Below are 16,955 nucleotides of genomic sequence, written 5' to 3'. Positions count from 1 at the left end.
TAGAAACACATTCACTATACTTTTCCCTTATTTCACTAAAATGAGCTTTTTTCAGAGATGTCAGAAGTCTGACCTCTTTACAGAACAAAGATGCTACGCCCTTGGATGAAAATGAGCGTACACATCACGCATTCTCGTTTTTGTTACATGGGTATAAATCTGGGTTGTTGAAATATCAGCATGACCAAGCATTTCTTGAACCGCTCGTAAATCGGCACCATTTTCAAGCAAGTGGGTCGCGAATGAGTGACGCAATGTATGAGGCGTCAGCGGCTTATCAATGTTCACGTTCTTTGCTAGCTGCTTTAACATTTTCCAAAACCCTTGCCGACTGAGAGGGCGACCATGATGATTAACAAACACATGATCGTGCGATTGTTTTTTCATTAATTTACCGCGCCCGTTGGCTAAATACGACTCCACGGCTTCAGTAGCCACTTGTCCAATCGGAATGATTCGTTCCTTGTTGCCTTTCCCGAGGCAGCGAACAAACCCCATCGATAAATGAATATCACTTAACGTCAAACCAATTAACTCCGATACACGCATTCCTGTTGCGTACAGTAACTCCAACATCGCTTTGTTTCTCAGGGCGAACGGATCACGGCCTTGAGGGGAATTTAAAAGAGCCTCCACTTCTTCAATTGTTAACGCTTTCGGTAGACGTTTCGTCGCTTTTGGGATCTCCACGTGAACGGTCGGATCTGAGTCTGACAATTTTTCCCGCAACAAAAACTGATGGAATGAACGGATCGCCGCAACCGCACGGGCAATTGACGTTTCTGCCCTCCCTTGCTCGCGTAAATGATAAAGGTAGTGTAGAATGGTCTCCCTCGTAATGTTACGGACTGAACGGATTTCTTCCACACGCTCTACATACTGTATGTACTGCTTTAAATCCCGGCCATAAGACTGAATCGTGTTATTGGACAATCCTCTTTCAACTTTTTGAAAGTGAAGAAATTGTTGTATGTTGTTGTTGACGGTTTCCATCAACCTCTCCCCTTTATGTAAGGAAGTTCAATTCGTGCGGGTGCAATGGACGGCGAATCTCGGCGTCAGCTCGCTCTTCCGCTCCTCACGTACCCTCTTCCGCTCCTCACGTACCCCTCCGGTGCTCCTCACTTCGCTTCCTTGTCCTTCTTGCCCCTTGCTGTCCTCCTCATTGAACCTCGAGGATTTTTGCTGTTCTATTCACGCGGGTGCAATGGACGGCGAATCTCGGCGTCAGCTCGCTCTTCCGCTCCGAAAGAGCTGGCTCTGAACAAGTTATTCACCGAAACGGTAAAAAAACAATAAACGCTCTAGCCAGCTCGCGGACTCATCCTCTTTCATGCTAATGACCTTGATTGCATTTCCCTTTGGCTCATCATAGCGATGATAACTTTCATATTCTTCCGTTATCCATAGGATACCATAATAAAAGAGGAGTGTGCATCCCATAAATAGCAAAAAAACCTTCACTGTTTGTCCAATGAGAGAAAGCCAGTCTCTCATGTTTCAACACTCCTTTTGGAACCCAGTCCTTCTTTCTAGTACAAGATATGCCAAAAAGAGTCTATTTTATACCTCGCATTTACAAGGAGCTACCTTATCCCATCGATTAAAATAGTTGCGCTGAGAGCCATCCAATGAACATTCGTAAAGAAGCTTAAAAACCTTTTCAATTTGTTCCAATTGAAAAGGTTTTTCATTACTCCTTCGATTCATCTCCTTGGCACCGATGACAAATGCCGTGAAAGGTTAAGCGGTGGTCTTTAATTTTAAAATTCCACTCTGATTCTACAATTTCTTCCACATCACCGAGCAAATCCTCTTGAATTTCATCCACGGCTCCGCATTCTATACAAACGAGATGGTGATGAAAATGATCTGCCCCTTCTTGGCGAAGATCGTATCGGGATACACCATCACCGAAGTTGATTTTGTCCACAACTTTCAATTCCGTTAATAGCTCAAGCGTACGGTAAACAGTGGCTAAGCCGATCTCGGGTGCCTTTTCTTTCACAAGGAGGTAAACATCTTCTGCACTTAAATGATCTTCTTCGTGCTCTAGCAATACCTTTACCGTTGCCTCTCGTTGAGGAGTGAGCTTGTAGCTTTGAGAGTGCAGCTGTTTTTTAATTCGATCAAGTCGTTTTTCCATTGTGACCCTCCTTCAACTAATGCCTCTTCTCAATTATAAGGCTGTCGAAAAAAGGTGTCAATTAATAATGATTATTATTTACCAACAGATAATTATTATTATTTAATATTTATTATAAAATAGAGCCGATGACCATTCTCATTAATAAAGGTGACATATACGCCTCGATTCCTGAAGCGATGAGCGAGCTTACTCCAACGCATAAGATGAGCAATGAATATTGTAAAAACTGTGGAAAAAACGGTTCGTTAATCCCCTTTACAAACTGATTACGGATCATCTTTAAACAAAAAGAGACACTAGCGGTACCTATGATGATAAAAGCGGGTACAAGAATTAAGTTTTGCGGTAAAACAGAAACGAATGATAGAAAAAAGCCGTTCATCCCCATTTGACTTACGAGGAAACCAACTGTAAAGCCAATGACAACTCCCTTTAAAAACAAAAGCACTAAGATGACAGGAAGTCCAATAATCGATAAGCCTAAAATCCACATAAGCCCAAAGTATTTTGCATAATGGCTAAAGCTCTGCTTAAACATCTCCGTTGAAGTCGCCATATGTCCATCCGATACTTGTCCAAAAAATTGCTGCAAATACATATACAGATCGTGCTTTTGCGTAATGCTTAAACTATTCACGACAATCGCCCCAAATACAATGCCGACAAGAAAAAGAACGATCGTGAACAAGTAAATTGCTTGATTATCATAGAGATGGCGATGCATGCTTTCCTTCAAGCCATATTTTTTGCCGTACTTCCTCATGACATAGACCTCCTATCAGCTCTTAATTCACTCTATGTGCTGATCGGTAAATCTATGACTAGCATTCGTTATCCTGTTCCTATCATTTTACCGTAATGGCCGCCTCCACCTCTTTTAATGGTGGCTTTCCCTTCCCTAGCGATCACGATTGCCTCCGCTATATGGTTCGGGATTACGTCACACAGCTGTTCAAAGGTTGCTTGATGGAGAATGTCCATATCAGTACCAAACGCTTCTCTTAATCGCACCAATGTTCGTTTACCTACTTTCGGGATAAACTCAAGGGGAATTTGATGAACATATGGCGGTCGCTGTTTTCCATTGTTTTCACTTGCAGTAGCAAGCTCTGTAAGACGTTCAGATACCCCTTTGACCACTTTTGAAGATCCACACGTCTCACATGCACTTCCTTTCATCGGCGTCCGGCATTGGGCGCAAGTCGTTTCATAATATTTTCCTAAATAAGGATTTAAGCCATAATTGGCGACAATGGAACATTCATCTTTATCTCTAAGTGCCGATTGAAAAGCCTGAAAGGACGGCTCATACAGATGAAGAATCTGATATTCTCTCGCCAGCTTTTCAAGGGAGTGGGCATCGGAATTTGATAGAAATGGAAAACGATGTAACTCTTCCACTTGGTCGGCCATCGACGTGTCGGCACTTAACCCTAATTCGATCCCATCAATAAGTGCTAGGTCAAAAATCTCACCCATACTTTGCTTCACTCCCTTTCCGTAAACCCCTTTAAACGGAGTAAAAGCATGGGCCGGAATAAACAGTCCTCCGAGCTCCTTTACTTTTTGCTGTAGCACTATGCTCGTTTCATAAAGACGTTGGGAGGACAGCGTGGGATTTTTCATTCGCGAGCCCATCCAGCTGCTTAACTCCATCATCGCGTTCCAAGTCGGGGTGTAAGCAAGAACATGGACCGGACCGAGACTTTCTTCATCATACACCTCGATCTCTGTCCCTAAAATGAGAGTCACATCAGGGAAACGAATGCCGCCCCCTTTCAACTCATAAGCTTCGCCACTCTCTATCGAATGCTTTAACCCTTCTAGCACTTCTGGAACGTGACAGTCAATGACCCCGATGATGTCAATCCCCTTTACTGTTCCTGCATAGTCGATTATGTTTTCGAGCGTCAACGTACGGGCGGCCGTAATTTTAACTGGACGGTTGGAGTCAGTTCGGCCGAGATGAATGTGCAAATCTGCTACATATTGATGGTCATTAATCATGTGTCAACAGCTTTCTAAGTTGCAAATATTGCACCGCAAAAACTGTTTTTGCATCATGAATCCGTTCATTCTCTATATATTGAAGCGCCTCATCAAGCGTCACTTCTACCACCTCGACAAATTCATCCTCATCTGTATGCGCCACGCCTTCGATTAACTGTTCCGCTAAGTAGAGGTAAATGATTTCGTCAGCAAAGCCAGGCGAAGTATAAAAGGAGCGGAGAAACGTAAGCTGTTTAGCCGCATATCCTGTCTCCTCTTCTAGCTCGCGCTCAGCACACACAAGGGGATCTTCCCCTTTTTCTAGCTTGCCTGCTGGGATTTCAAGAATCTCTTTTTCTAACGCCTTACGAAATTGACGAACGAGAACGAGCTTCCCGTCTTCCGTCACCGGAATGACCGCTACTGCACCAGGATGTTTGACGAGCTCCCGCGTGCTTGTTTTTCCGTTCGGTAATTCGACTTCATCCACCTGTAGATCAATGATTCTTCCCGAAAAAACCGGTGTTGTTTTAATTGTTTTTTCTTCAAACGATTGTGACATGTCTCTCTTCCTCTCCAGTACTATTTCCTTGTTCCTTTACATAAAAGTGTATCACATTAGGCAAGCTTACAGAGAGTTTGAGGAAGGAGAGAAAGGGATGAATATTGTTGTTAGGCAAACAAGCATCGCGTTATCAGGGAAAGCATGGGAAATTCGTGCAAAATTAAAACAAATGGGCAAGCAATATGACACCGTAAAAGAATGGTGTGACTCTGTCCATCAACACACGACGCGGGTGACCGCCTCAGCAACTGCTAAAAAGAAAGCGGTATCTTCTGAAAAGGCTCTTCCCATCGTTTTAATTTCCGATCGTGACAGGCGTAGTGCAGCTTCTACGAGATCCTCTCTGGATTGATCGGCAAACACGATCTCATGGTTAACTGGAAGTTTTCGTTCGCTGGCGAGTTGTTCTTGAATGAATTGGCGCCCCTCTTCAGCTAAGTGAGGAATCGGCAATAAACTTTTAGCATATGTAAATGTAAATAAGGCTGTTCTCGTATGATGACTTAAACCGTAATGTCGCTCCCTCTGATCTTGAAACGAAAGACGAGGAATCCAAACAGGTGTCCCTCCAAGCGCACCTATCGTATTCGCCCAATCAGCCATACAAAGTCCGCTAAAACCAAACTTCGTCCCTGTCCCAACGACACCTGGCCCTAAAGACACCATCACCACATCTGCCTTTAGCTTCGAAACAGCAAACTGCAAAGCTGTCGGCAAACTTACCGCTTCATATTCTCCTCCAAATGCCTGTCCGATCGTAATAGAATGGAAGGACGACTGTTTCGATAATTCTCGTAGCTGGTTGCTTAACGTAAGTGGCAATGACGCCTTATCGTCAAAAATGGCAACGAATGTTTGATTTGATTGAAGCACTTGACTGACATAATAGGCGAGTGGCACCATACTATGGAGCTCACCGAGTAAAACAGGCTGACCATGAAGATGAAAGGTTTCACTAAATAAGTCATGATAAGGACTTTTCTCTTCTTCCACAGACAAGATGCTGTGTTGAATCGGAGTATATCGCGCTTTCATAATGTGACCATTATGATCGTTCAGTTGCACTGGCTTTTCTGACAGCACCGCTTTCACAATATCCATTCCTCCTGTTCCAAGGGCAAGAACTGTAGCCGTTTCATTGACGAGAATTTCGTCACCCGGCTTCGCAGAATGGGTGAAAGCTTTGTATAAAATTGCTTTTTTTGCCATGCTTGTCGTCTCTAGAAGTTGAATGGTCTCATCATCGTGTAAAACGGAAACGACGCTGGCAATGCGTTCGTGATACATTTTCCCACCGCCCATGCATTCTCTACGTTTAGTCTGTCCAACACTTCCCTTCTCCATAATCAGACCTTTTTCCGTTGCTAAAGTTACTTGTAAAGCCTTCGTTTCTACATACAAAAAAAGCCCCCTACTTCATTTTTAAGTAGAGAGCATACGCTTATGATGCTTTTTCAAGTAATGGGACAATGAGTTGTTCGAGTTGTTCGTACGTCACTTCCCCTAGAATCACTTCATGGATAATACCTTCTCGATCTAATACATACGTCATCGGCAAATGCTGCACTTGGTAAGCATCAGCAAATTCCCCCTCCTCGTCGAGAAAAACCGGTAAGGTAATCCCTAATTCTTCAATAAATTCTCCTGCATCGTTCACCGTTCGTTCAAATGTTTGCATATTAACGGTTACGATCGACACATCCTCCGATTCATAATCTGATTGTAATTCCATCAAGGCAGGCATTTCTTTACGGCAAGGTTCACACCATGACGCCCAAACATTCAATATGACCACATCGCCGCGGTAATCGGATAGGGACCGAGACTGTGATTCTTCATACAGTGGGAGCGTAAAATCTTCGGCAAGCATCCCTTTTCCGTTTCCTACTTCTAAATTATTTTGCGTTAATATGATGATCACACTAGCCACTACTGCTATTAAGACAACGATGGTCGTTAATCGTTTTTTATTCACCGCGTTCCCTCATTTCACTCCACTCAAATGTCACCCACATTATAATCGCATCCTTATTACAGTTCAATGACAAAGACATGAAAGTTTTTCTAGCTACTTTTAGGATTAGTAAAAGTTTGCTAGAATAAGACCGTCTCTACTAAAGGATTAAAAGGATGATACATATGTCGATTATTGAAGCGATTATTATCGGGATTGTTCAAGGAATCACAGAATTTTTGCCTATTTCAAGTACAGCCCATATTGTGATTACTCAGTTTTTGTTTGACTATACGTTCCCTGGCTTTGGCTTTGAAATTTTCTTGCACATCGCCTCGATTTTAGCCGTAATTCTTTATTTTCGTAAAGATTTACTACAGGTGATTGTAGGGTTTTTCAGCTATTTTAAAGACAAATCAGAAGAGAACCGTATTCAATTTATGTTTGCGATTTACATCATCGTGGCTACAGGGATTACGGGTGTGCTTGGCTTATTGCTTGAAGACCTTGTCGGAGCCCAAATGAAGACACCTCCGTTCATCGCTGGTGCCCTAATCATTACAGGAACGTTTCTCATTATTATTGAGCGCTTCTTCGTTTACAAAGATCGAACAGTAAAAGATATGACGTTAAAAGATTCGATCATTGTCGGTCTTGGCCAAACGCTTGCTGTTTTCCCGGGAATTTCCCGTTCTGGAGCGACCCTCATCACCGCTTTATTTTCCGGGTTAAACAAGGAAACGGCTGTCCGTTACTCGTTTTTGTTGTCCATTCCAGTCATATTAGGAACATCGGTGTTAGCGATTGGGGATTTACTCGACGGAACATTGGTTGAGCAAGTGGGAGGATTACCCCTTATCATCTCGTTTATTGTCACGTTCTTCTTTTCATGGCTCGGAATTATTTGGTTGATTGACTTTTTAAAACGTAGCAAGCTCATTTACTTTGCTTTTTATTGCTTTGCCCTTGCTATCTTTGTTTTCTTCTACTTTGACCACAACATGATCATTGATCTTGAATAGGAAAAGGAAACAGCCCTTCATTACGTAGGGCTGTTTTTTGTCTTACAGCTGTTCGACTACTTTGGCGATCGGCGTGTCCCCGTTCAACACCTCAAACGTTTTCCCGATCGTATGTTGCTGATCCACTAGCTCTGCGATCACTTTCGCCACGTCATGACGTGTAATTGAACGTGTGATTTCCGAAAAGTGAGGAGAGACTGTTACCTTTCCTGTGGATTCTTCATTCGAAAGAGGTCCTGGTCGCACGATTGTGTAATCAAGAGAGGAACGTTTGAGCTCATCATCTGCAAGCCGTTTAGCGACAAGATAATGGCGCATGTTCATCGGCCCTTGATCAGGATCGACTGTGCCGACAGAGCTGACCATGATGAAGCGTTTGATTCCTCGTTTTTCCGCTTCTTGAATCGTCTTGATCGCTCCCCACAAATCAATAAGTATTGTTTTATCCGCGCCTGTATGAGGTCCTGAACCAGCGGCAAATACAACAGCATCGATTGAAGCAAACGCATGACTAAAATCCTCTTCCAAATTAGCAACGACAATGTCAGAGGCCCCCCGTTCTCGTAATTCAGGCCCTTGCTCCTCATTTCGCACCATCGCCACTGGCTCATGACCTTTATTTTTCAGCTCTGATAACAGATAACGAGCTACTTTTCCGTTTGCACCAACGACAAGTACTCTCATGACATATAACACCCTTTCGATTAACATGCTCGTTCCCACTTTCTTGATTCCCTATCAAGTAAAAGGTTAAACGTTCGTTACAGTATGCAACGATTTAGCCAAAGTTTCTCGATTTAAATCAACACCAATTAGGATTAAGCACGGAGGTACTTCTTCCTTGCTCTTGCGGACGGAAAGCTGCTTTGACGCATATTGAAAATGGACGAGTAGGTCGTTCCCTTGCAGGCGAACATACCCTTTTGCGCGAATGAGCTGATCCCCTTGGTCAATTAACCATCGTTGAAGCTCTTTTTCGGTTACTGGTTGTTCAAGATCAAGCTTAATTGCTTGAATATCATGATGATGGTGGTGGTGCGAATGACTAGCATGGGAAGAGGCTGCAACGGAATAAGCATGATCCTTCCCAGTATCCACTTTGATTCGTGGCTTTAATAACTCCTCCGTCGGTACTTTCCCGTATGAGCAAAACAAGATGGTGGCTCCCGGTTTCTTATCCTTTTTCAATTTCTCTTCAACCTTGTGTAAGGTCCGACCGTCCACTAAATCTTGTTTATTTAGAAGTAGTAAAGTGCTTTCAGCCACTTGCTCTTTTAAGACAGCTCGAATTTCTTTTGAGCTTGAAAATAAACTGCGATATTCCAAATAGCGACTAGCATCAATGATTCCGATCACTGATTGGAGTGCAAGTTGTTCGATAAATGGTGGATCTGTTAGTACCTCTATGATTTCCCGAGGATTGGCGATACCCGTTCCTTCGATAAGTAGAACATCGACACTGCGATCATTAATGGTTAAAAATCGTTGGAGCTCTGCCTTCAAATCATCTTGGATCGTACAACAAATGCAACCATTTAGGAGTTCCACTACAGTTTCATTTGCAAAAAGCTCTTTCTCCACATTCATTTCGCCTGCTTCATTTAACACGATCGCTGGCCTAAGCCCATCTTCTTTTAGTTGGTTCAATACGTTTAGTAAAACCGTCGTTTTCCCACTTCCTAAAAAGCCAGAAAACAAATAGACTGGAATCATAGCTTCTCTCCTCTCTCCTTTCTGTTTGCTCCTCTATTCATAATCTATCATAAGTGAGCAATTTCTTCACAAATCAGAACGATTCTGATTCTAACGAACTACCTTTTTTATGATAGAATGATAAAGCGAATATTTTCATAAGGTAGGAGCATACAAACATATGAAAAGGTTGTCTAATCTCGGAAAAGATTTGTTTGGTTTCGCTTTGCTTGCCATCTTTCTCTTCCTCTTTTTTCAAATTGATACGTTTAAACAAGGGGAAGGCGTCGTTCCCGATCCATGGATGAATGTGAACACGATTTTCCTTGGCATCGTGATTGAAGCGGTCCCGTTCATTTTACTCGGCGTGTTCGTATCAGCTCTCATTCAAATTTACGTAAAGGAAGATACGATTCAACGCTACTTACCTAAAAACGCCTATGCGGCTCTTTTGCCTGCCGCTGTACTCGGTGCGATCTTTCCTATATGTGAATGCGCTATTGTTCCGATCGTTAGGCGATTAATCAAAAAGGGTATGCCACTCCACGTCGGTGTTGTCTTCCTTGTTGCCGCCCCGATTTTAAACCCGATCGTGGCAGCCTCTACTTACTTTGCCTTTCGCACCGATTTAACTGTCCTTTATGCGCGGATGGGGCTTGCGTTTATCCTATCCATTGTGATCGGTGGTTTACTATATGTCATGTTTAAAAATAGCGACCAATTAAAGTGGACCAAGGAAGAGCTTGTCGGTCGTGTTCCTGTACAATCTGATATGGAGCTGAAGCCGAAAATGAATCGGTTGAAACAAACGCTTTATCATGCGTCAGATGAATTTTTCCTTATGGGAAAATATTTAATTGCAGGTGCGTTTATTGCGGCATTGTTTCAAACCTTCCTTGATCGAAACATCCTTGTGACCATCGGTTCAAATGAATGGTCATCCACCGGTGTGATGATGGCGTTCGCTTTTATCTTGTCTCTATGTTCAGAAGCCGATGCGTTTGTTGCCGCATCCTTTGGAAGTACGTTTACGATTGGATCATTGATCGCCTTCCTAGTGTACGGACCGATGCTGGACTTGAAAAACACGATCATGCTGTTCGCTTTTTTCAAATCCAAATTTGTACTAGCGTTTATGATCACCGTTACAGTTGTTGTTTTCCTCGCCGTTATGGTGCTACAGTTTACTCTATAAGATGTTTGGAGGGAGTTTTATGGACAACGAACAAACGACACAAGATCTCGGATTCCATGCGTACCTACGTGGGATCATCCTAATCGGATTTTCCCTTTTATTGATCGCCTTTATTTTGACTGGTGCGATCCGCTATTACATAGCACCTTCAATGATGCCATTTGTCTATTTCGCGACGGTTGTCTTTCTCCTCCTTGGTGTCATCCAAATCATACGCAGTACGGCCAAAGGCCAAGAGGAAGAGCTTCTATGTGATTGCGGGACCGACCATTCCATGAGCGGCTCTCCCATGACAAAAGTGTTAATATACGCCATTTTCGTTGTTCCGATTATTTCTGGCTTTGTCGTTCCTGATAAAGTGCTTGATAGCTCGGTTGCTGCTAACCGAGGCGTCCAATTTAGCACAGGTATGAATCAATCAATCGCACCAGGTGATTCCACAGGATCTTTAGAGGGCGAATCAGGCACGTCACGTGCAGAGTTGTTTTTAGAAGACCCTGATGAATATTACAGACAATTAGAGGAACAAAATTCTAACACCGCTCCTGAAGATTTTTATACAGAAGAAGGCTTTAATTCTTATTATCGGGAAATGGCTGACGAAATGTTAGCCGAGGATCGATTAGTCGTAACAGACGAAAATTATTTAGATGTGATGACGATGCTGGAGCATCATCTGCCTGAATTTGCAGGGAAAGAGATCGAGTTAATCGGTTTTGTTTTTCGCGATAAAAGCTTTCCGAACAACCAATTGGCGGTTGCCCGATTCGGCATGACGTGCTGCGTAGCAGATGCTACAGTCTACGCAACAATGATTGAAGCTGACGATTTAGACGAATTGACAAATGATATGTGGGTCCGCGTGGAAGGAACGTTATCACAGACAGAATTTGACGATGCTCAAATCCCGCTCATTCATGTTGATCAGTTAGAAGTTATTGACGAACCTGACTCCCCTTATGTTTTTCCTTCCTTTCGCTTTTAATGAAACAAGAGTATGAAAAAGAAGATGATCTTTGTCCTACAGGCAGATCATCTTCTTTTTCATATGGTCAAGATGGGGCAAACGTTCATGTCCCACTCCTATTCTTGACGACCGATTGTCTTCACTCTATAATCGAATCACAGAAAACGTTTTCGTTTAAGGAATGAGACATTTGAACAGACCAACCATTAAAGACGTTGCCCGCGAAGCGAACGTATCCATTGCTACCGTATCTCGCATCCTCAATAAAGGTGTAGGCTATTCAGAAAAAACAAAGCAGCACGTACTTGAAACGATTGAAAAAATGGGCTATCACCCAAACGCTGTTGCCCGGGGTCTTATCAATAAAAAGACCGATTCAATTGGCGTCTTGTTTCCTAATGTATCAGGACTTATTAGTGCGCAAATTTTGCAAGGAATTGAAGAGGTAGCTCAATCCCATGGGATAAGCGTGATCGTTTGTAATACAGCTTCGGACCACAAAAAAACAATGGACTATTTAACCTTTTTGCAAGAGAAACAAGTGGACGGCCTTCTTTTTATAAGTCAACTCCTTACGAAGGACTATAGAGAGTTTATAAAAAAAATGGGTGTACCGATCATTACGATTTCCGCCTTTTCCGAAACAAACGACGTCCCGTATGTAAAGGTAGATGATGAAGCTGCTTCCTATGATGCAGTTCGTTATTTAATAGAGAAAGGGCACACAGACATTGGCATGATTAGCGGGCCCCCGACAGACCCATTGGCCGGTCATCCCCGTATTCAAGGCTACAAACGAGCCTTACGAGAAGCGGATCTTCCTTTTATTGAAACAAAAATGACTTGGCACAAAGGGTTTTATTTTGAAGATGGACAAGTTGCATTTCAAAAACTGTTAAAAAGCCATCCATCCATAACAGCTCTTTTTGCTGCAAGTGATGAATTAGCTATTAGTGCGGTATCAAGTGCCTATCACCTAGGAATCCGTGTCCCACATCAACTATCGGTCATTGGTTATGACGATACGAAGCTTGCGAAAATGTCGATTCCTCCATTAACGACCGTTTCCCAACCTTTCGAAGAAATGGGAGCACAGGCAACTAAAAAGTTGATTGACTCGATTCAATCAAGAGAACCGAACACATCGCTCACCATGCCCCATCGCATTGCTGAAAGGGAGTCTGTAAAAAACAGAATGGCTGCCCCCAACGGTCATGTCTAGTAAACCGTCTTTTCGGGCAGCCGCTCGCTTAAATACTTTCCTGCTTGATGGTCTCAATCATGTTTTGGTCTTTTAGTTTCGATAAGGAATACAGCATAGCTGAACCGACGATGACAAAGACAGCGGCCACTACATAGATGATGCTAAGCCATGGGTTATGGATTCCAATAAGGTGCTTGTAAATAAGAAAACTTGCTGACCATCTCCTAATGGTAGCATCGTGGACGGAAAAAACATTCTCGCTTGCAACAAAACAAAAAGAGCACCTCCCTTTTAAAGGACGTGCTCCCGAATCTTATCCTTGAACTTTTATTGTAACAAGCGACGTTTCTCCTGCTTTCGTTTCAGTTGCCGCTTGTTTTTCGAAAACGGCAAGCTGATCGATATTAGTCACGACCACTGGAGTAACTGTACTCTCAGCTTTTTCCTTCACTAATTCAAGATCAAAGTCAACGAGGGCGTCTCCTACGTTCACTTTATCTCCTTCCTTCACATGAGCGGTAAAGCCTTCTCCTTTCATATTTACGGTTTCAAGTCCAATATGAATTAACAATTCTGCTCCACCTGGCGTTTTAATCCCGACCGCATGCTTCGTTGGAAAGACTTGTACGATTTCTCCAGCCACTGGTGCAACCACGTGACCGTCACGAGGATCAATCGCAAATCCATCCCCCATCATCTTTTGCGCAAACGTTGGATCAGGTACATCCTCAATGTCTACAAGCGTGCCATTTAACGGAGCATAAATCAATTCCTCCTGCGGTGACGCAGCCTCATTCTTCGCTTTTTTGTCCAATCCAAATAGTTTTTTAAACACTGTCTCACCTCATATCATCATTCGTCTTTTATTCGTTTCTCGTAACATGAAAAGACCTAAAACCACGTTCTAGGCTCTTGTCTAGGCAAGCTATAACCATAACGTCATCTTATAAAAAGCACGCGATGATTGTCAACAATACATATGGATGTTTCACGAAACAACCACAATTTCCCCACACACAACTTCGAGATTTGAATAGGGACTGTTCATTTTGCATTTTTTGGATGTTTTTGTTGTTTTTTGAATTACACACCCTTATAATAGGTGTTAAGGAGGTGGTTATAAAGTCTCATCATTCATTCTTTATCCCTCTCCCTACTTCAACCAAGATAGCGCGTTGTTTACACTCGTTCTCCCCTTTACCCTTCTCCCTCTTACTATAAACGGATCCAACAAAACCTTTTCCTCTTGTTTAAGAACGACGTGTTTCAATCTACGCAAACCATTCAAATGATTCCTAAGCAAAGCGCTCTATTTAAATGGGGCGCTTTTGCTATGGTTTCAAACGTCATTTCTAGGCAAAACACGAATAAATTTTCTGAATTTAATTCATTCATTCGTTTTTTCCTGCAAAGGGGTTTTCATTGACGACAGAATCCTATATAATGCCATCATACATTTACATTAAAAAAAGCACTCGTATAATCGCGGGAATAGGGCCCGCAAGTTTCTACCAGGCTGCCGTAAACAGCCTGACTACGAGTGATACTTTGACATAGACTAGTCATGCCATTTTGGACCGAACGTCAAGGTTTCACTCGCTTATTGAGTGTGCCAGAACGTTCGGTTTTTTGTGTTATGTAAAAAAGGAGGAATACAACGATGGAATCTTTGAAACAAGCGATACGAGAACGTGGGAATGTTTTGTCAGACACTGTATTGAAAGTTGATTCGTTTTTAAACCATCAAGTTGATCCTAAGCTTATCAACGAAATTGGGCAAGCTTTTGCAGAACGGTTTAAGAATGAAGGAATAACAAAGGTGCTGACGATTGAATCGTCAGGAATCGCCCCGAGTTTGGTAGTCGCCACACATTTAGGGGTTCCGTTCATTTTTGCTCGAAAGAAAAAATCATTGACGATGACGGACAACGTTTACAGAAGTCAAGTATATTCGTTCACCAAACAAGAAACAAATGAGATTACGGTGTCCAAGGATTTGTTACATGCTGATGATCGTGTCTTGATTATCGATGACTTTTTAGCAAACGGTCAAGCGGCCTTTGGATTGTGCGAAATTGTGGAGCAAGCAGGTGCTCAAGTCGTAGGCTTCGGCATCGTGATTGAGAAGTCGTTTCAAGATGGTCGAAAAAAACTCACTGACAAGGGGTATCGTGTCGAATCATTAGCTCGAATTCAATCGTTTAAAAATGGAACTGTTCAATTTGTCGATGAATTTGTAACACAGCTATCAAAATAACGAAAATCATACCGGAAAAGAGGGAACTTCATGTCAGCCAAAACTGTGCACTATCCTTGGTTTAAAAAAGAAGACATTGATGCTTTTTTTGCCCTGTTTCAAAACAATTTAGCCAACTTTGTCATCATTGCGGTGACAATGATAGGGCTAGGCTTTCCCGCAAGCTTAGTGTTCGGTAAAGTGATCCCTGGGGTGGCCGTAGCTGTCATTGTCGGTAACCTTTATTACGCCTATATGGCAAACCGATTGGCTCAAAAGGAAAGTAGAAGTGACGTGACTGCTCTTTCCTATGGGATTAGCACACCTGTTATGTTCGTGTTCTTATTTGGAATTTTAGCTCCTGCACTAGCGCTAACTGGCGATCCTGAGCTCGCTTGGAAGATTGGATTAGCAGCAGCCTTTTTAAGCGGATTTATCGAGTTGCTTGTTAGTTTCACTGGAAATTGGGTACGAAAGCATCTCCCTCGTCCAGCTATGCTTGGTGCACTGGCGGGCGTAGCTGTTACCTTTATTGCAGGAGAAATGCTCTTTCAAGTTTTTTCAATCCCTGTTGTTGGTCTTGTCGCACTTGCGATTATATTGCTTGGTGTCGTAGGGAAAGTGACGTTACCTTTTAACATCCCTCCGTCGTTATGCGCTGTCATTATTGGTACAGTTCTTGCATTTGTTCTCGGCTATCAATCAGCAAACACACTCCAAGACAGTTTAGCCAACATTGGACTTTACCCAATCCTTCCGTCACTCGGTGCTTTTGAAGGCTTCGGTTACTTGTTCGGCCCTTTAGTTGGACTGTTAGCTATACTGCTGCCTATTACGATCTATAATGCGATTGAAACGATGAATAACGTAGATGCGATGGCGGCAGCGGGAGACTCTTATGATGTTCGGGAATGTCAAGCCGTAGACGGCGTTGGTACGATGATCGGAGCTGTTTTTGGCGGACTGTTTCCAACGACGGTTTATATCGCAACTGTCGGCTCCAAATGGATGGGTGCAGGGCGTGGATATAGCATTTTAAACGCACTCGTATTTGCCATAACTGCTGTAACGGGAGTCATCGCTGCATTATCGGAATTGATTCCACTTGCGGCTGTCGCACCAATTCTTGTTTTCGTCGGCATGTCAATGGTCGTCACCGCTTTCGATTCCAATGATCGAAAATATTATCCTGCTGTAGCACTAGCAATGCTTCCATATGTAGCGAATTATGTGATGACTCGATTTAATAACAACGCAGGAGAAGTGGTTCAAGGGATTTCTGAAGGCATTGTGCCTCTCGGTCAAGGGGCGATGTTCACTGCGATCATCCTCGGAGCCATTGCTGTATGTATTATTGATAAACAATTTATAAAGGCAGCCGTCTTTTCTCTGATAGGTGCCGGGCTTTCATTTGCTGGGTTTATGCATGCTCCAGAGCTATCATTTAACGCGGCTCCTGATTATTCACTCGGGTATCTATGTATCGCCATTCTCTTTTCTTACTGTGCTTTCCGTAAAACAAGCAAAGAAGCCGTAGCAAGCCCTTCTACTCTTAGCTCAAAACGGGTGGCGTCTTAAAAAGAAGACGAGCCTCTTCATGAACAATAGCTGAGACACCTTCCTTTTCGAACTTCTAGAACACCCCCTTTAGATCAGCAGGGTCCTCCACAGGTCCCTGCTTTCCACTTTCTTTCCATCATTTTCCCATCAAGATTCTTTCGGCCTATTTATCCGTTTAATTTTTCACGATTCTCAGGAAAATCGTGACTTATTTATAGTAGTAAGTATACCCAATCTGTCTTAAATATAGTATATTAATAATATATGATCTGAAAGCTACTAAAGGGGGTGTGTCAATAATTTTGTGTAAATACCCCTGTTTCTAGTAGATAGGTTAGCCCTGCTTATTTTACTTGGTAAAACTTCTATTTTAGGTGAAACACAGAGCCACAGCGGTAGCTGCTTGTCCTTGACCTTGTGCC

General features: G+C 42.8%; 17 protein-coding genes, 1 pseudogene and 1 riboswitch. Of the genes and pseudogenes, 7 read left to right on the top strand and 11 right to left on the bottom strand.

Going from position 1 to position 16,955, the window contains the following annotated elements; translation table 11 throughout:
• Nucleotides 1–93: 93 nt before the first annotated feature.
• The 6 genes from xerD to E2L07_RS13515 all read right to left on the bottom strand — a co-directional run bounded on the left by xerD (nucleotide 94) and on the right by E2L07_RS13515 (nucleotide 4,700).
• Nucleotides 94–993 carry a site-specific tyrosine recombinase XerD gene (gene xerD / locus E2L07_RS13540; RefSeq protein ID WP_134229829.1) on the bottom strand — a complete coding sequence of 300 codons (900 nt, stop codon included), beginning with the start codon at nucleotides 991–993 and terminating at the stop codon, nucleotides 94–96.
• A gap of 276 nt (nucleotides 994–1,269) precedes the next feature.
• Nucleotides 1,270–1,497, bottom strand: coding sequence for a YqzK family protein (locus E2L07_RS13535; protein ID WP_053431427.1), 228 nt, complete (start codon nucleotides 1,495–1,497; stop codon nucleotides 1,270–1,272).
• 196 nt (nucleotides 1,498–1,693) lie between these two features.
• Entirely contained in the window at nucleotides 1,694–2,146 is a 453-nt protein-coding gene (gene fur / locus E2L07_RS13530) for a ferric iron uptake transcriptional regulator (RefSeq protein ID WP_010897692.1), read from the bottom strand.
• A gap of 112 nt (nucleotides 2,147–2,258) precedes the next feature.
• Nucleotides 2,259–2,912, bottom strand: coding sequence for a stage II sporulation protein M (gene spoIIM / locus E2L07_RS13525; RefSeq protein WP_134229828.1), 654 nt, complete (start codon nucleotides 2,910–2,912; stop codon nucleotides 2,259–2,261).
• Between the two features lie 68 nt (nucleotides 2,913–2,980).
• Complete coding sequence (locus E2L07_RS13520) at nucleotides 2,981–4,156, bottom strand: endonuclease Q family protein (protein ID WP_134229827.1); 1,176 nt, start codon at nucleotides 4,154–4,156, stop codon at nucleotides 2,981–2,983.
• Complete coding sequence (locus E2L07_RS13515; RefSeq protein ID WP_134229826.1) at nucleotides 4,149–4,700, bottom strand: NUDIX hydrolase; 552 nt, start codon at nucleotides 4,698–4,700, stop codon at nucleotides 4,149–4,151. The genes E2L07_RS13520 and E2L07_RS13515 overlap by 8 nt, the downstream gene beginning before the upstream one ends.
• Between E2L07_RS13515 and mciZ the strand changes: the two are divergent.
• Nucleotides 4,639–4,896, top strand: a pseudogene (gene mciZ / locus E2L07_RS21765) (Z-ring formation inhibitor MciZ); the annotation flags it as partial. The gene E2L07_RS13515 and the pseudogene mciZ sit on opposite strands and share 62 nt — an antisense overlap.
• A 23-nt stretch (nucleotides 4,897–4,919) precedes the next feature.
• Here mciZ and E2L07_RS13505 read toward each other — a convergent pair.
• Entirely contained in the window at nucleotides 4,920–6,104 is a 1,185-nt protein-coding gene (locus tag E2L07_RS13505; RefSeq protein ID WP_134229825.1) for a DUF3866 family protein, read from the bottom strand.
• A 40-nt stretch (nucleotides 6,105–6,144) separates the two neighbouring features.
• Complete coding sequence (locus E2L07_RS13500; RefSeq protein ID WP_134229824.1) at nucleotides 6,145–6,678, bottom strand: TlpA disulfide reductase family protein; 534 nt, start codon at nucleotides 6,676–6,678, stop codon at nucleotides 6,145–6,147.
• Between the two features lie 164 nt (nucleotides 6,679–6,842).
• Between E2L07_RS13500 and E2L07_RS13495 the strand changes: the two genes are divergently transcribed.
• Complete coding sequence (locus E2L07_RS13495; protein WP_134229823.1) at nucleotides 6,843–7,679, top strand: undecaprenyl-diphosphate phosphatase; 837 nt, start codon at nucleotides 6,843–6,845, stop codon at nucleotides 7,677–7,679.
• A 42-nt stretch (nucleotides 7,680–7,721) separates the two neighbouring features.
• On the opposite strand, the gene E2L07_RS13490 is transcribed toward E2L07_RS13495, so the two are convergent.
• Entirely contained in the window at nucleotides 7,722–8,363 is a 642-nt protein-coding gene (locus tag E2L07_RS13490; protein WP_010897685.1) for an SDR family oxidoreductase, read from the bottom strand.
• Nucleotides 8,364–8,429: 66 nt separating this feature from the next.
• On the bottom strand, nucleotides 8,430–9,392 hold the full coding sequence (locus E2L07_RS13485; protein ID WP_134229822.1) for a CobW family GTP-binding protein: 963 nt from the start codon (nucleotides 9,390–9,392) through the stop codon (nucleotides 8,430–8,432).
• Between the two features lie 160 nt (nucleotides 9,393–9,552).
• On the opposite strand from E2L07_RS13485, the gene E2L07_RS13480 reads away from it, so the two are divergent.
• The 3 genes from E2L07_RS13480 to E2L07_RS13470 all read left to right on the top strand — a co-directional run bounded on the left by E2L07_RS13480 (nucleotide 9,553) and on the right by E2L07_RS13470 (nucleotide 12,755).
• Complete coding sequence (locus E2L07_RS13480; RefSeq protein WP_134229821.1) at nucleotides 9,553–10,566, top strand: permease; 1,014 nt, start codon at nucleotides 9,553–9,555, stop codon at nucleotides 10,564–10,566.
• Nucleotides 10,567–10,585: 19 nt separating this feature from the next.
• Nucleotides 10,586–11,551, top strand: a complete 966-nt coding sequence (locus E2L07_RS13475) for a TIGR03943 family putative permease subunit (protein WP_010897682.1) — start codon at nucleotides 10,586–10,588, stop codon at nucleotides 11,549–11,551.
• Between the two features lie 172 nt (nucleotides 11,552–11,723).
• Nucleotides 11,724–12,755, top strand: coding sequence for a LacI family DNA-binding transcriptional regulator (locus E2L07_RS13470; RefSeq protein ID WP_010897681.1), 1,032 nt, complete (start codon nucleotides 11,724–11,726; stop codon nucleotides 12,753–12,755).
• Nucleotides 12,756–13,050: 295 nt separating this feature from the next.
• Here E2L07_RS13470 and E2L07_RS13465 read toward each other — a convergent pair whose 3' ends face one another.
• The gene (locus tag E2L07_RS13465) at nucleotides 13,051–13,572 is read right to left on the bottom strand and encodes a PTS sugar transporter subunit IIA (RefSeq protein WP_010897680.1); all 522 of its coding nucleotides are present in this window, start codon (nucleotides 13,570–13,572) and stop codon (nucleotides 13,051–13,053) included.
• A 620-nt stretch (nucleotides 13,573–14,192) separates the two neighbouring features.
• Nucleotides 14,193–14,294, top strand: a riboswitch (purine riboswitch).
• Between the two features lie 103 nt (nucleotides 14,295–14,397).
• Here E2L07_RS13465 and E2L07_RS13460 point away from each other — a divergent pair.
• Together E2L07_RS13460 and E2L07_RS13455 are read left to right on the top strand one after the other, a co-directional pair.
• On the top strand, nucleotides 14,398–14,994 hold the full coding sequence (locus tag E2L07_RS13460; protein ID WP_053431432.1) for a xanthine phosphoribosyltransferase: 597 nt from the start codon (nucleotides 14,398–14,400) through the stop codon (nucleotides 14,992–14,994).
• Nucleotides 14,995–15,024: 30 nt separating this feature from the next.
• Complete coding sequence (locus E2L07_RS13455; protein WP_134229820.1) at nucleotides 15,025–16,551, top strand: SulP family inorganic anion transporter; 1,527 nt, start codon at nucleotides 15,025–15,027, stop codon at nucleotides 16,549–16,551.
• Nucleotides 16,552–16,955: the final 404 nt, after the last annotated feature.

The organism is Halalkalibacterium halodurans, from assembly GCF_004376175.1.
Lineage (GTDB): Bacteria > Bacillota > Bacilli > Bacillales > Bacillaceae_D > Halalkalibacterium > Halalkalibacterium halodurans.
The sequence above is the reverse complement of the archived record's forward strand: the minus strand, read 5'-3'. Positions and strand labels throughout refer to the sequence as shown.